The 15,696-nt window shown below is 40.1% G+C and carries 8 protein-coding genes and 4 pseudogenes; 9 read left to right on the forward strand and 3 right to left on the reverse strand.

What is annotated here, in order from left to right; all coding sequences use genetic code 11:
* Positions 1 to 212: 212 nt before the first annotated feature.
* Complete coding sequence (locus H1P_RS38810) at positions 213 to 347, reverse strand: hypothetical protein (RefSeq protein ID WP_281291103.1); 135 nt, start codon at positions 345 to 347, stop codon at positions 213 to 215.
* 6 nt (positions 348 to 353) lie between these two features.
* The gene (gene hisD, locus H1P_RS06605; protein ID WP_144865343.1) at positions 354 to 1,646 is read right to left on the reverse strand and encodes a histidinol dehydrogenase; all 1,293 of its coding nucleotides are present in this window, start codon (positions 1,644 to 1,646) and stop codon (positions 354 to 356) included.
* A gap of 290 nt (positions 1,647 to 1,936) precedes the next feature.
* Between hisD and rpsT the strand changes: the two genes are divergently transcribed.
* The 9 genes and pseudogenes from rpsT to H1P_RS38120 form a co-directional block, all read left to right on the forward strand.
* The gene (rpsT, locus tag H1P_RS06610; protein ID WP_144865345.1) at positions 1,937 to 2,227 is read left to right on the forward strand and encodes a 30S ribosomal protein S20; all 291 of its coding nucleotides are present in this window, start codon (positions 1,937 to 1,939) and stop codon (positions 2,225 to 2,227) included.
* Between the two features lie 120 nt (positions 2,228 to 2,347).
* Positions 2,348 to 3,139: a TatD family hydrolase gene (locus H1P_RS06615; RefSeq protein WP_144865347.1), complete on the forward strand. Its 792-nt coding sequence runs from the start codon at positions 2,348 to 2,350 to the stop codon at positions 3,137 to 3,139.
* A 215-nt stretch (positions 3,140 to 3,354) separates the two neighbouring features.
* Positions 3,355 to 6,672 carry a DNA-directed RNA polymerase subunit beta gene (rpoB, locus tag H1P_RS06620; RefSeq protein WP_144865349.1) on the forward strand — a complete coding sequence of 1,106 codons (3,318 nt, stop codon included), beginning with the start codon at positions 3,355 to 3,357 and terminating at the stop codon, positions 6,670 to 6,672.
* A 263-nt stretch (positions 6,673 to 6,935) separates the two neighbouring features.
* A complete protein-coding gene (locus tag H1P_RS06625) occupies positions 6,936 to 8,810 on the forward strand; it encodes a DNA-directed RNA polymerase subunit gamma (protein WP_144865352.1) in 1,875 nt (624 codons plus the stop codon).
* Positions 8,811 to 8,859: 49 nt separating this feature from the next.
* Positions 8,860 to 12,840, forward strand: a complete 3,981-nt coding sequence (locus tag H1P_RS06630; RefSeq protein WP_144865354.1) for a DNA-directed RNA polymerase subunit beta' — start codon at positions 8,860 to 8,862, stop codon at positions 12,838 to 12,840.
* A gap of 274 nt (positions 12,841 to 13,114) precedes the next feature.
* Positions 13,115 to 13,723 carry an IS607 family transposase gene (locus H1P_RS06635; RefSeq protein ID WP_144865356.1) on the forward strand — a complete coding sequence of 203 codons (609 nt, stop codon included), beginning with the start codon at positions 13,115 to 13,117 and terminating at the stop codon, positions 13,721 to 13,723.
* Positions 13,724 to 13,725: 2 nt separating this feature from the next.
* Positions 13,726 to 14,247, forward strand: a pseudogene (locus tag H1P_RS06640) (RNA-guided endonuclease InsQ/TnpB family protein); the annotation flags it as partial.
* 64 nt (positions 14,248 to 14,311) lie between these two features.
* Positions 14,312 to 14,590: pseudogene (locus tag H1P_RS06645) on the forward strand (transposase domain-containing protein); the annotation flags it as partial.
* Between the two features lie 128 nt (positions 14,591 to 14,718).
* Positions 14,719 to 15,205: pseudogene (locus H1P_RS38120) on the forward strand (transposase); the annotation flags it as partial.
* A 285-nt stretch (positions 15,206 to 15,490) separates the two neighbouring features.
* On the opposite strand, the pseudogene H1P_RS39795 reads toward H1P_RS38120, so the two are convergent.
* Positions 15,491 to 15,679 (reverse strand): annotated as a pseudogene (locus H1P_RS39795) (IS1634 family transposase); the annotation flags it as partial.
* Positions 15,680 to 15,696 lie beyond the last annotated feature (17 nt).

Genomic DNA, 15,696 nt, shown 5'->3' on the forward strand with positions numbered 1-15,696 from the left:
GACTTGAAGTAGTCTTCATTCATCTGTGCCAAGTCATCTTTATCTAATCCAGCCATAATTCATAGCATACATCAATTCGCTGTTCTGAGAATTATTTGACTTCGATTTCTGGTTTTTTAGGGGGGGGAATGAACGATTACTCACGAGATTGTACAAGTTAAGAGCTTTTTGTAAATTCGCTATCTTAGCATGGGTTTTTCTACTAACAGATATCAAAGGGATATTCGCATTTTGCAACTTTTTAATATTAAGATTGCAGATTGATAACCCTTATCTTCTTGAGAAAATAAAGAGCTATCAAAAGCCGTAAAAATAATTAATTGATGTTGTTCGTGCGTTGTCTCCATAATGATTTATTCTGTTCTCAATCTGACAGAATCACCATGGGAAGGTAAACCTTCTGCTTGAGCTAAAATTTGAATGGTGCTAGACATCTGTTTTAAAGCAGTATCAGAATACTGAATCAAACTAGAGTGCTTCATAAACGTTTCTACTCCCAACGCAGAAGCATAGCGGGCTGCACCAGAGGTGGGCAAGGTGTGATTGGGACCTGCTAAGTAGTCTCCTACCGCTTCTGGAGTGGAGTGACCCAGGAAAATCGCCCCTGCATGACGAATTTTCTCTATTAAACCCCAAGGGTCACTAACTTCTAACTCTAAATGTTCTGGAGCAAATAAATTAGATAAATAAGCTGCAACTTCCAAAGACTCTACGACCACAGCTAAACCATAATTAGCGATCGCCTTTTCCGTAAGAGTTTTCCGAGGATGCCCTTCTAACATTCTTGTTACTTCCTTCTGTACCTGATACGCCAGTTTCTCATCAGTAGTAATCAAAATTGCAGCAGCCATCGGATCGTGTTCTGCTTGAGCGAGTAAATCTACTGCCACATGGGTAGGATTAGCAGTTTCATCGGCAATGACTAAAACCTCAGACGGTCCTGCCAAAGAGTCGATCCCTACCGTACCGTAAACCATCTTTTTCGCCAAGGTGACATAGATATTACCAGGCCCAGTAATCACATCTACTTTGGGTATTGTATCTGTACCATAGGCTAGAGCTGCGATCGCTTGTGCTCCTCCCACGCGATAAATTTCTTCAATACCGGCTTCTTGGGCTGCTACTAATACCGCAGGATTAATCTTGCCTTCTTCCCCAGGAGGCGTTACCATCACAATTCGCGGTACTTTAGCCACCTTTGCAGGAATCGCATTCATCAGTACTGTACTAGGATAGGAAGCTCTTCCGCCTGGAACATACAATCCTGCCCTGTCCACTGGTGTATAACGCTTACCCAGTACTATATCATCTTCGTTGAATTGCACCCAAGATCTAGGCACTCTCTGACGATGAAAAGCTTCAATCTTTTGACAGGCCAGTTGAATTGCATGGAGCAAATCTTGAGATATCTGTTGATAAGCAGCATCTAACTCAGAACCACTTACCCGCAAATTTACTACTTCTAAGACTTGTCGGTCAAATTTGGCTGTGTAGTCAAGTAGGGCTTCATCTCCTTTATTTTTCACCGTAGTGACAATTTCTTTGACAGCCTTTTCTTGGGGTTCGATCTCACCGCTAAAAGTGCGATCCCCAATACGCTTGAGTTCTCTTTCTGCATCAAGTTGCCGATTGATTATGCGCAGCATTGAGTCCCTATATCCGTTCTAGCTACTTTGTAATACCTCTAGCTTAGCAAGAATCGTAGTTTGACCGTAAGATTAACCATAATAAATCGCAAAATCCCCGTATTTTTACTCAGAAAAAAAGCTTAATTAATCCCCTGATGCTTCTAATACTTAATGCCCATTAACTACTTTCTGTTTTCTTTTTGACATTATCGAGCATAATCTGCTATATTAAGAGTTCTGATCTATATTAATAATCCTCTGATTAACCTTACAGAAAGCATTTTCTCGAAATAAATAAATTAAATATTGTGGCTAACTCGAAATCGGCAATCAAAAGAATCGCTATAGCAGAGCGTAATCGCTTAAGAAACAAAACTTATAAATCTGCTCTAAGAACTTTAATGAAGACTTATTTTAACGCAGTAGATAGTTACAAGGTAGAACCAACAGCAGAAAATATGGAAGCTGCTAACAAGGCAATGTCAGAAGCCTATAGCAAGATAGACAAAGCAGTTAAGCGAAATGTCTTGCACCGTAACAATGGCGCGAGGAAAAAGTCTCGGCTAGCTAAAGCTATGGCACAAGCAACTGCATCTTGAGCAAAAGACTTTGATTCTTAAGCGGAATTTAGAGAATATCTCTAAAATAACTGAACAGATAAAGTAGTTGACATACATCATACAAAGTTACTAATTACTAGCCAGCAGTACGCTAAACTTATGCAATTGATCGATACCCATGTTCACATCAATTTTGATGTCTTTCAGGGAAATCTTAGTTCGCTAGAACAACGTTGGCGAGAGGCAGGTGTAGTCCATTTAGTACATTCTTGTGTAGAACCCAAAGAGTTTCAGGGAATTCAGTCTCTAGCAGACAAGTTCCCTGAATTGTCGTTTGCAGTGGGTTTGCATCCTCTAGACGTAGATCGGTGGACGGAAAAAACAGCCTCACAAATTAAGACACTGGCAAGTTCTGACAGTCGTGTGGTTGCTATTGGAGAAACAGGCTTAGATTTCTACAAAGCAAATAATTATCAAAAACAAAAGTTGGCTTTAGAATCTCAGTTAGCAGTTGCTCGGGAATTAAACAAGCCAGTAATTATCCATTGTCGCGAAGCTGCTCCTCAACTTAAAGAAATTATCGAAAACTTCCAAAGAGAAAGAGGAGTAGTCAGAGGGGTGATGCATTGTTGGGGAGGAACTCCTGAAGAGACAGCATGGTTTTTAGATTTAGGTTTTTATATTAGCTTTAGTGGCACTGTTACCTTCAAAAAGGCAAAACAAATCAAAGAATCAGCAACCATAGTACCTCAAGATCGCCTACTAATAGAAACCGATTGTCCTTTTCTTGCTCCAGTTCCCAAAAGAGGTAAAACCAATGAACCTTCCTTTGTCAAGTATGTTGCCCAACAACTGGCTGATTTACGAGGAATTTCCCTGGAAGAGTTAGCTCAACAAACAACCAGCAATGCTTGTCGCCTTTTTAAGATCGAGCTGACTGAAGCAAGTTAGGGTATCTTAGACTAGATAACTAATGACAAATGTTCTGGCAATCAGACATTATAATAAAAGATTTTTACAGAATAAACCATTAAACTTACAAATTACTAATTTGAAAAATACCAGCAGTGAAAATTGGGAGTAATTCTCTCACTTAAGTTGACCCAGGTTCTCGAACGCAAGATTCCAGAACAAGATTCAGAAACATCTACCAGCTATCACTTCTTATGACCAATATATCCCACAGTCTGCTACCAGACCTGATTGAAATTCAACGCTCTAGTTTTCGTTGGTTTCTTGAAGAAGGTTTAATCGAAGAACTCAATAGTTTTTCCCCCATCGCTGATTATACGGGTAAATTTGAGTTACATTTTATAGGGGAAAATTACCAGCTTAAAGAACCAAAATATAACGTTAATGAGGCAAAACGCAGAGACAGTACTTACAACGTACAGATGTATGTCCCTACTCGTCTGATTAATAAAGAAACTGGTGAAATCAATGAGATGAAAGTTTTCATTGGTGATTTGCCATTAATGACAGAACGTGGAACTTTCATCATTAACGGTGCAGAAAGGGTAATTGTTAACCAAATTGTACGTTCCCCTGGGGTTTATTACAAAGCAGAAACCGATAAAAATGGTCGTAGAACCTATTCTGCTTCTTTAATCCCCAACCGAGGAGCTTGGTTGAAATTTGAAACTGATAAAAATGGCTTAGTCTGGGTCAGAATTGATAAGACTCGCAAATTATCCGCTCAAGTATTACTCAAAGCGATCGGACTGACAGATAATGAGATAATGGATGGATTACGCCATCCTGACTTTTTTGAGAAGACTTTAGAGAAAGAAGGTAATCCCTCAGAAGAAGAGGCTTTACTAGAATTATATCGCAAGTTACGTCCTGGTGAGCCTCCTACAGTCAATGGCGGAAAACAACTTTTAGAATCCCGTTTCTTCGATCCTAAACGGTATGACTTAGGTAGAGTGGGTCGCTATAAACTCAATAAAAAATTACGGCTCACCGTAGCGGATACTTTTAGAGTTTTAACCCCTGGAGATATTTTAGCTGCGATCGACTATTTAATTAACCTAGAATTCGATGGTGGTAGTACTGATGATATTGACCATTTAGGAAATCGTCGCGTGCGCTCTGTAGGGGAGTTATTGCAAAATCAAGTCAGAGTAGGTTTAAATCGTCTTGAGAGAATCATTCGTGAAAGGATGACAGTGAGTGAAAGCGATAGCTTAACTCCTGCTGCTTTAGTTAACCCCAAACCTTTAGTCGCAGCAATTAAAGAGTTTTTTGGGTCATCACAACTATCTCAGTTTATGGATCAAACCAATCCTTTAGCTGAATTAACTCACAAACGTCGTCTTTCTGCTTTAGGGCCTGGAGGTTTAACTAGAGAAAGAGCAGGGTTTGCAGTCAGAGACATTCATCCTTCTCATTACGGACGTATTTGTCCCGTAGAAACCCCAGAAGGCCCTAACGCTGGATTAATTGGCTCATTAGCTACCTATGCTCGCGTCAATCCTTACGGGTTTATTGCAACTCCTTACTATCCTGTTCAAGAGGGGAAAGTCATTAGAGATGATAAACCCGTTTACTTAACTGCGGATGAAGAAGATGATTTGAGGGTTGCTCCTGGAGACGTTTCCACAGATGAAAATGGTTACATCGTAGCAGAAACTATTCCCATTCGTTATCGTCAAGAATTCGATACCTGTAGCGCAGAAGAAGTTGATTATGTGGCGGTGTCCCCGATTCAAATTGTCTCGGTTGCCACAAGCATGATTCCCTTTTTAGAGCACGATGATGCCAATAGAGCCTTAATGGGTTCTAATATGCAGCGCCAAGCCGTTCCCCTATTACGCCCCGAACGCCCTCTAGTGGGTACAGGTTTAGAAGCTCAAGCAGCCAGAGACTCAGGGATGGTAGTAGTCTCACGCACTCACGGCATTGTCTCTTTTGTGGATGCCATGGTTGTCAGGATAAAAGTTACAGAAGGAGAAAATGAAAAACACACTCCTGCCCCTGGAAGAGAAATTGAGTATCGTTTACAGAAATATCAACGCTCTAACCAAGATACCTGTCTCAACCAGCGTCCTTTAGTTTATGTTGGCGAAGATGTTGTCCCTGGACAAGTTTTGGCTGATGGCTCTTCTACAGAAGGAGGGGAACTAGCTCTAGGGCAAAATGTCTTGGTATCTTATATGCCCTGGGAAGGTTATAACTACGAAGATGCGATTTTGCTGAGCGAGAGATTAGTTTATGACGATGTATACACCAGTATTCACGTCGAAAAATTTGAAATTGAAGCTCGTCAAACAAAATTAGGTCCAGAAGAAATTACCAGAGAAATCCCTAATGTAAGTGAAGATACGCTGCGTAACTTAGATGAGCGAGGCATCATTCACGTTGGTGCTTGGGTAGAAGCAGGTGACATTCTTGTGGGTAAAGTAACTCCCAAAGGAGAATCTGACCAACCACCAGAAGAAAAACTCTTGCGAGCAATTTTTGGGGAAAAAGCTAGAGATGTTCGCGATAACTCGTTGCGTGTTCCCAACGGGGAAAAAGGAAGAGTTGTTGATGTGCGGGTATTTACCAGAGAACAAGGAGATGAACTGCCTCCTGGAGCTAACATGGTAGTCCGTATTTATGTTGCGCAAAAAAGGAAAATTCAAGTAGGCGACAAAATGGCAGGTCGTCATGGAAACAAAGGAATCATTTCGCGTATTCTGCCTATTGAAGATATGCCCTACTTACCAGATGGCTCACCCATTGATATTGTTTTAAACCCTCTTGGTGTACCTTCTCGCATGAATGTAGGGCAAATATTTGAATGTCTTCTGGGTTGGGCAGGGGATAACTTGGGTATGAGATTTAAGATTACTCCCTTTGATGAGATGTATGGCAAAGAAGCCTCCCGCGAAACTGTTCACGGCAAAATTAGAGACGCATCTCGGAAGCCAGGCAAAGATTGGGTTTTTGATGAAAACAATCCTGGTAAGATTCAAGTCTTTGATGGCAGAACAGGAGAACCTTTCGATCGTCCTATAACAGTAGGTAGGGCTTATATGCTGAAACTGGTTCACTTAGTAGACGATAAGATTCACGCTCGTTCTACTGGTCCTTACTCTCTGGTTACACAGCAACCTCTTGGTGGTAAAGCCCAACAAGGTGGTCAGCGTTTTGGAGAGATGGAAGTATGGGCATTGGAAGCATACGGCGCAGCCTACACTTTACAAGAATTATTGACCGTGAAATCTGATGATATGCAGGGTCGTAATGAAGCTCTCAATGCCATTGTTAAAGGTAAACCCATTCCCCGTCCTGGTACCCCAGAATCTTTCAAGGTACTGATGAGAGAATTACAGTCTTTAGGTCTGGATATTGCGGTTCACAAGCTGGATATAGATCGAGAAACGGGAGAAAGTAAAGATGTGGAGGTTAATTTGATGGCAGATAGTTCCCGTCGTACTCCCAATCGACCTACTTACGAATCTATGAATCGAGAGAATTTAAAGGAAGAAGAAGCCTAAAATGCTCACTAAAGAAAGGGGATTGGAGGAACTAAGAGTAAAGAGACTAGCAATCAATCTTCCTTCTCCTTCATTAAGTGCTTCGTCCTGGCTAATGATTCTGGCAGTCTGTGGGGATGTTTTTGAAATCAGTAGTTAATAGTTTGAAGCAGCATCTTTCGCAGTCTCCCCATGAATTCAATAATTTATATTTTTAGGGAATTAAGAACATATTTAAGGTTTAATTTCCTTTAACTGATTGCTAATTATAATTTTGCTAAGAGATGAGAAACCAACAAGAACAACGCTTTGATTACGTTAAAATCGGGATTGCTTCTCCAGAAAGAATTCGACAATGGGGAGAAAGAACTTTACCCAATGGGCAATTGGTAGGGGAAGTTACCAAGCCAGAAACGATTAACTATCGTACTTTGAAGCCAGAAATGGATGGCTTATTTTGTGAGCGGATCTTTGGTCCTGCAAAAGACTGGGAATGTCATTGTGGTAAATACAAAAGAGTTCGCCACAGAGGTATTGTCTGTGAACGCTGCGGGGTAGAAGTTACAGAATCTAGAGTGCGCCGTCACCGCATGGGCTATATTAAACTAGCAGCCCCCGTAACTCACGTTTGGTACCTCAAGGGCATACCTAGTTATCTCAGCATCATTCTGGATATGCCTCTGCGAGATGTGGAGCAGATTGTTTATTTTAATGCTTATGTCGTTCTCGACCCTGGCAATGCTCAAAATCTTTCTTGCAAGCAACTACTGACAGAAGACCAGTGGATTGAGATTGAAGAACAACTCTACAGTGAAGATTCAGAACTTATTGGGGTTGAAGTTGGAATTGGTGCAGAAGCCGTACAAAGGCTACTAGAAGAAGTTGAATTAGACTCAGAAGCCGAAAGACTTAGAGAAGAAATTAATGACTCTAAAGGGCAAAAAAGAGCCAAATTAATTAAGCGATTACGAGTTATTGATAACTTTATCGCTACGGGGGCGCGTCCAGAATGGATGGTAGTAACGGCAATTCCTGTAATTCCTCCTGATTTACGCCCGATGGTGCAATTAGATGGGGGTAGATTTGCTACTTCTGACCTTAACGACCTCTATCGTCGAGTAATTAACCGTAATAATCGTTTGGCTCGTTTACAAGAAATTCTCGCTCCAGAGATTATTGTGCGAAATGAAAAACGAATGCTGCAAGAAGCGGTAGACGCTTTAATCGATAACGGTCGTCGTGGTCGGACGGTTGTGGGAGCAAATAATCGACCTCTAAAATCTTTATCTGACATTATTGAAGGGAAACAGGGACGTTTCCGTCAAAACTTACTGGGTAAAAGGGTTGACTATTCTGGTCGTTCTGTAATTGTAGTCGGGCCTAACCTGAAAATATATCAGTGTGGTTTGCCAAGAGAAATGGCAATTGAGTTATTCCAGCCCTTTGTAATTCACCGCTTGATTCAAAATGGCATGGTGAACAATATCAAAGCAGCTAAAAAACTGATTCAAAGAGGAGAGCCACAAGTATTTGAAGTCCTCAAAGAAGTCATTACAGGGCATCCTGTCATGTTAAACCGTGCGCCTACTCTACACCGCCTGGGTATTCAAGCCTTTGAACCGATTATTGTCGAAGGTCGTGCAATTCAGTTGCATCCTTTGGTCTGTCCTGCTTTTAACGCGGATTTTGACGGAGATCAAATGGCAGTTCACGTACCTTTATCTTTAGAGGCTCAAGCAGAAGCTCGATTGTTAATGCTCGCTTGTCATAACATTCTTTCTCCAGCAACAGGTAGACCCATTGTCGCACCTTCTCAAGATATGGTTTTGGGTTGCTATTATCTGACTGCGGAGAATCCCCAAGCGACAAAAGGAGAAGGTCAACGTTTCGGCAGTATGGATGATGCGATTAAAGCCTTTGAACAAGGATTAGTAGATTTACATACCTATGTCTGGTTGCGTTATGAGGGAGAAGTAGACACTACAGAACCCGATAATGAAGTAGAGAATGAAGAACAGTTATCTGATGGCAGTGTCATTAAATACTATCGTCAAAGATTTGTACGAGAATCAGCTAGTGGAGAACAACTTACTCAGTATGTAAATACCACAATAGGTAGGATCATCTATAACCAGACCATTCAAGAAGCGATTGAATAACACCTAAAAAATATTATCAAGACTGAAAAAATAAAGCTAAGGATAGAGCATGAAATTTTACAACCGCATCGTGGATAAAGGTCGTCTTAAAAAATTAATGGCTTGGGCTTACACTAATCATGGTTCGGCTAAGTCTGCTACTATGGCGGACAAACTGAAAGAAATGGGCTTTCGCTATGCTACAAAAGCAGGGGTTTCCATTAGTGTTGACGATCTCAAAGTTCCGCCGATTAAGCAACAGATGCTGGATGCTGCGGAAGTAGAAATCAGGAAAACAGAAGAACGTTATGCCAAAGGAGAAATTACAGAAGTAGAGCGATTCCAAAAAGTTATTGATACTTGGAATGGCACTTCTGAAAGTCTTAAAGATGAAGTTGTTGTGAACTTTAAAGCTACTGATCCACTTAACTCTGTCTATATGATGGCTTTTAGTGGGGCGCGGGGTAATCTTTCTCAGGTGCGTCAGCTTGTAGGAATGCGCGGTTTGATGGCAAATCCTCAAGGGGAAATCATTGACCAGCCAATTAAAACTAATTTTCGTGAAGGTTTAACTGTAACCGAGTACATTATCTCTTCTTACGGCGCAAGAAAGGGTCTAGTTGATACTGCATTAAGAACGGCTGACTCTGGATATTTAACCCGTCGTTTGGTAGACGTTTCTCAAGATGTAATTGTCCGCGAGGTAGATTGCGGAACGAAAAGAGGAATTAGGATCGAAGCCATGAAAGATGGGGAACGCACCCTAATTCCCTTATCCGATCGCTTATTTGGTAGAGTTTTGGGAGAAGATGCCCTTGATTCTGAAACTGGAGAAGTGGTCGCTAAACGCAATCAAAACATGGATGCCGACTTATCTCTAGAAATTGGTCGTCGTTGTGAATCTGTTATAGTGCGATCGCCGTTGGTTTGTGAAGCTGCTCGTTCTGTGTGTCAGCAATGTTATGGTTGGAGTCTGGCACACGGCAAAATGGTAGATATGGGTGAAGCGGTAGGGATTATTGCAGCCCAATCTATTGGGGAGCCTGGCACACAGCTAACCATGCGTACCTTCCACACTGGAGGTGTTTTTACAGCAGAAGTAGCCCGTCTGATTAAGGCTGATAAAGATGCGACCATCGAATATGCCAAGGGTCTTACTACTCGTCAGGTAAGAACTCGTCATGGGGATGAAAGGCAACAGGTAGAAACAGCAGGTAATTTGGTTCTCGTACCCAAAAAAGGTAAGAAAATTACTTATCCTCTGACTGGTGGTTCTATAATTTATGTCACTGATGGAGAAGAAGTAACAGCAGGACAACTCTTAGTTGAAGTAGCCAAAGTATCTGCCAAAAAATCCACAGAAAGAGCTACTAAAGACGTAACCTCTAATCTAGCAGGAGAAGTTTTATTTGATAATCTCAACCCAGGAGAAAAATCCGACCGCCAAGGAAACACAACTAATATAGCCCAGCGAGCGGGATTGTTGTGGATTCTCTCAGGAGAAGTGTATAACTTGTTACCTGGTGCAGAACCGTCTGTGAAAAATGGGGATCTAGTTCAACCAGGAGAAGTATTAGCTCGAACTAGACTGACTTCTGCTAATGGTGGTGTGGTGAGAATGAAGCCCAATAGTCGGGAAATTGAAATTGTCACCGCATCAGTAGTATTAGATCAAGCAGAAGTTAATATTGAAAGCGATAGCGGTCGAGAACAGTACGTTATCCATACTGCGGATAATCAAAAATTCTCCCTGAAAACAACTCCAGGTACTAAAGTTCAAAATGCTCAAGTCATTGCAGAAATGATTGACGATCGCTATACAACGGAAACTGGTGGTATTATAAAGTATGCTGGGATTGAAATTGGTAAAGGTGGACGTAAGCAGGGTTACGAAGTTACCAAAGGCGGTACGATTCTCTGGATTCCCGAAGAAAGTCATGAAGTCAACAAAGATATTTCACTATTGATTGTCAAAGATGGAGAATATGTTGAAGCGGGAACTGAAGTAGTAAAAGAAGTTTTTGCTCAATCTTCAGGGGTAGCCGAAGTAATCCAGAAAAATGACATTTTACGAGAAATCATCATTAAACCAGGAGAAATACATCTTCTTGATGAAGTAGACCCCTCATTAGACGGACAGTTAGTCCAGCCAGGAACAGAGGTTTTACCAGGGGTAACAGTTGAAGAATTAAAGTATGGAGAGATTGTTGAGACTACAGAAGGAGCAGCACTTTTATTGCGTCCTGTGAAAGAGTTTCAAGTTACAGATCAACCTTATGTTCCTTCTCAAGTATCTATTAACAAAGCAGATGGTCGCCAAATTGAATTAAAAGCAGTTCAAAAGCTTTATTTTAAAGATGGAGAGCGAGTTAAATCTGTTGATGGGCTATCTTTATTGACTACTCAATTGATTGCTGAAATTGAAAATCTTGATAACATCGATATTCTGGGTACTTTGAGTGCAGATATTGAACTCCAACCAGACCCTGAAAACCCCGAAGTTCAAAGATTCCAGATGGTGATCGTTGAGCCATTAGTACTACGACGTGATACTGATGCTGACCCCTACAGTGGTGGTATTGAAACTAGAGTGCTAGTAGAAGATGGTCAAGAAATCCTTCCTGGAGAAACTATTGCTCAAACTGAAATTCAATGTAAATCAGCAGGAGAAGTACGAGGTATTCGTCAGGGAGGAGAAGCAATTCGTCGTATCCTAATTATGCGAGAGTCCGATCTTGTAACTCACGAAATAGATATTGCTAAGAGTGAACTGAAATGTAAAGAAGAAGACCTGATGGTTTCAGAAGCAGAAATTGCACCAGGATTCAAGCTTACTGAATCTGGACAGATTGTGGAATTAGTGGAGAGGGAAAAAGGTAAAACCAGTATCGTGATGAGGAATGCTCGTCCTTATCGGGTATCTTCTGGTGCAGTTTTACACATTGATGATGGTGATTTGGTTCAAAGGGGAGATAACTTGGTACTACTAGTCTTTGAACGCTCTAAAACTGGGGATATTATTCAAGGTTTACCCCGAATTGAAGAACTACTAGAAGCAAGAAAACCTAAAGAGGGTTGTATCTTAAGTCGTCGTCCTGGGGTTTGCCAAGTAGTTTATGAAGAAGGAGAAACCGTAGATATCAAGATTATTGAAGATGATGGGACTATCAGCGATTACCCTGTCGCTCCCAACCAAAACTCGATGGTTTCTGATGGACAAAAAGTGGGTGTCGGAGAAAGAATTACTGATGGTATTGCCAATCCTCACGAAATTTTAGAGGTCTTCTTTAACTACTATCTGGAAGAAAAAGGTTGCTATGAAGCTTCTTTGATTGGTTTACAAAAAGCCCAAACGTTTTTAGTAGACCAGGTGCAATCTGTATACCAAAGTCAGGGAATTGATATTTCTGATAAACATATTGAGGTTATCGTCCGTCAAATGACTTCTAAGGTTAAAGTTGATGATGGAGGAGATACCGTAATGTTACCTGGAGAGTTGGTAGCACTACGGGAAATTGAGCAGGTTAACGATGCGATGTCTATTACAGGAGGTGCGCCAGCACAATATACTCCAGTACTACTAGGTATTACTAAAGCATCTTTAAATACTGATAGCTTTATCTCTGCTGCTTCTTTCCAAGAAACAACCCGTGTTTTGACTGAGGCTGCTATTGAGGGTAAATCTGATTGGCTTAGAGGACTTAAAGAAAACGTCATTATTGGTCGTTTAATCCCTGCGGGAACTGGCTTTAATACCCATGAAGAGCCTGGTACTATGAGAAACGATCTTGATGGTTCAGGATTCCGTAATAATTCCTTATATGGTAGTTACAATGGAGATTTTGACAATTTCCGTATGGGAAGCGAAGATAATGTTGGTAGTCCTGATGCTGCATTGCGTTCTTACCAAAACTTGAGTGATGATGCCAACATGATTGTGGACGACCAAACTGCAAGAGTGTATACTGGCTTGACTAACGAAGATAAGTCCAATAAGAAAAAATCTGGTCGTAAGTCTGGCAAAAAGAATGATAATGATATAGAGGAATAGCTCATTTCGGGTGAGAAACGCCCGCTTAAAGTGGGTGGGGAAAATTAAAGTAGATAAAGTAGAGAGTGGAGATCGAAGTCAGCAATTATCTCGATTCCGCTTGATATTATCCGAAGATGGAACGGAACTCTATTGTAAAACGAACGGGGCTGTCTCTTGAATGCGATTCAGGAGACAGCCCCAGATCTACAATACTTTTTAGGGTTAAAAACTGAACTCAAATAATTAGACAATAATTAACATAGTTAGACAAATATTTTGATATTATATGTTCATGTCTAACTTGATTGGAGTAAAAGAAGCAGCAGAGTTACTAGGTGTATCGACTAAAACCATTCGTAGATGGGAAGAGTCGGGCAAAATCCGTTCGACTAGAACAGAAGGAGGTCATAGAAGATTCGATGTTAGTCAATTATTAGGTAACAAATCCGATGCAAGTCTTACTGTAGTTTATGCTAGAGTCAGTTCAATAGACCAAAAAAAAGATTTGGAGCGTCAAGCAATGGTACTTGAAGCTTACTGTGCCAAACAAGGTTGGTCATTTGAACTAATTAAAGACTTGGGTTCGGGAATGAACTACAAGAAAAAAGGTTTGATTAGATTGATCAAATTAATCTGCACATATCAAGTGGAAAGATTAGTTTTAAGTCATAAAGACCGTCTCTTAAGATTTGGTAGCGAACTAATATTTATGCTTTGTGAAATATATGGCACGGAGGTAGTAATTATTAATCGTTCAGAAGATTCAACATTTGAGGAAGATTTAGCTCAAGACGTACTAGAAATAATTACCGTATTTAGTGCTAGATTATATGGAAGCAGAAGTTATAAAAACAAGGCATTAGTTAAAGAGTTAAGAGAAGTAGCTGATAAGATCTTTTAAAAATGCTGTTAGGGTTTAAGACAGAATTAAAAGTGAATAATACACAAAAAATTCTCTTAGCTAAACACGCAGGAGTAGCCAGACACGCGTGGAATTGGGGATTAAGTTTAACCAAGAATATTCTAGATAATAATAAAAATAATCCAGAAGCAAAAATTAAATTTCCGACCTCTATTGATTTACACAAATGGTTAGTAGCTCTAGTAAAACCAGAATATTCTTGGTATTATGAAGTCTCAAAATGTGCGCCACAATATGCTTTAAGGCATTTAAGAAGAGCTTGGGATGATTGTTTTAAGAAAACTAAATTACCACCACGCTTCAAGAAAAAAGGTAAGTCGGATAGTTTTACGTTAGATGGCTCAATCAATGTAGAACCTAACAGAATTAAAGTCCCTAGAATTGGATGGTTAAAGACTTATGAAAGATTACCTCAAGGCACTAACCCAAAATCTGTAACTATTAGTAAAAGAGCCAACAAATGGTTTATTAGTTTTAAAATAGAATCAACTCCCAATACTTCTCGGTTAAGCCAAAAATCGTTTAAACTAATCGAGATTAAGCACTAATAGAATTTGAGGATAAAATTTGCAACTTAAAGAATTTTCTTTGATTAATCCTAAGCTAAAAGCTTCAGAAGTATTTCAAGCGATAGAAACAGTCATTACACCAAAAATGATTGAGCAAGCCTTAGAGAGAAGCAATAGCTTTGAATCACGAAAAAGAAAGCTAACCTCAAGCTTGGTAGTGTGCTTAGTCATTGCGATGAGCTACTGGTCATCTGATTCAATGACGACAGTTCTAAAAAATTTAGTCAACGGATTGAGTAGACAATGGACAAAATTGGGACAATCTTGGAAAACTCCGACTAGTTCCAATACTGTTCGGTTAGTATCTCAAGTTATTTTGTCCGCCCCCTAAATCCCCCAATCCTGGGGGACTTTCACAAATATAACTCCCTCAAAGTTGGGGGCTGGGGGGCTTAACCGAACGGTATTGCGACTAGTTCTTCAATAAGTGAGACGAGGCAAAGATTAGGTTGTCAGGTAATGAGTCAGTTATTTAACTCAATGGTGCGACCCTTGGCAAATCCGACAACGATTGGTGCATTTCTGGGGGAACTAAGAGTAATGGCGATAGATGGAACGGTATTAGATGTCCCTGATAGTAAAGCTAATGCCAAAGTGTTTGGTTATCCTGGGAGTCGAAAAGGAACAAGGGCAGCTTTTCCAAAAGTTCGCGTAGTTTTACTTATTGAAGCTCCGAACACATTTAATTACAGATGCACTTTTATGTCCTTATCGAATTGGAGAAAGAGTCAGAGCTATAAAATTACTACGTTCGGTGAGTGAATCCATGCTGTTAATGTGGGACAGAGGATTTCATTCTTATCAAATGGTTAGTTGTACATTAACCCAAAAATGTCAGTATTTAGGAAGAGTACCAGCTAACGTTAAATTCCCTGCTCATCAAGTTTTAGATTTCTCATTACGCACTTCAGTTTGTAGTTGGTAAAAAGTATGAGTCTGAATGCACTTTTAATACTTTTAATGCTGGCTCGGCAACCAGGAACAGGCGATCGAAGCGCGACAAAATACTTTGATTTCAACTTATTATCATTAATCGATAGTTATTGAGAATAACTGTGCAAGAGAATATTATTTTTCACTCTTTTTAGGTTTAAAATATTAAATAAAAATCTGATTACTAGCCAGATAAAATATCATATTTTTGACAATGCTTGGAAAAATAATTAATAGTTTTAATTCAAGAATCAGTCAGATTTACAATTTGTTTTACTCCATTGAAAACAACTAAATGAATGCCCTGAAAGCCTTGAAATATCCAACGTAGAGTGGGTTTATCTGTTAATGAACCTAATTGATTTTTAACCCCTGTATTGTTCTGTTTTAGGTTGGCTCTAAGTTGTCTTTGCCCGATAGTATAAACTAATAAAGGGGAATATTGATGAT

The organism is Hyella patelloides LEGE 07179, from assembly GCF_900659865.1.
Classification (GTDB): domain Bacteria; phylum Cyanobacteriota; class Cyanobacteriia; order Cyanobacteriales; family Xenococcaceae; genus Hyella; species Hyella patelloides.

Excerpts from the sequence above, each read along its gene's own strand:
- H1P_RS38810 (WP_281291103.1), bottom strand. The coding sequence starts at position 347 with ATGGAGACAACGCACGAACAACATCAATTAATTATTTTTACGGCTTTT.
- hisD (WP_144865343.1), bottom strand. The coding sequence starts at position 1,646 with ATGCTGCGCATAATCAATCGGCAACTTGATGCAGAAAGAGAACTCAAG.
- H1P_RS06615 (WP_144865347.1), top strand. The coding sequence starts at position 2,348 with ATGCAATTGATCGATACCCATGTTCACATCAATTTTGATGTCTTTCAG.
- rpoB (WP_144865349.1), top strand. The coding sequence starts at position 3,355 with ATGACCAATATATCCCACAGTCTGCTACCAGACCTGATTGAAATTCAA.
- H1P_RS06625 (WP_144865352.1), top strand. The coding sequence starts at position 6,936 with ATGAGAAACCAACAAGAACAACGCTTTGATTACGTTAAAATCGGGATT.
- H1P_RS06630 (WP_144865354.1), top strand. The coding sequence starts at position 8,860 with ATGAAATTTTACAACCGCATCGTGGATAAAGGTCGTCTTAAAAAATTA.
- H1P_RS06635 (WP_144865356.1), top strand. The coding sequence starts at position 13,115 with ATGTCTAACTTGATTGGAGTAAAAGAAGCAGCAGAGTTACTAGGTGTA.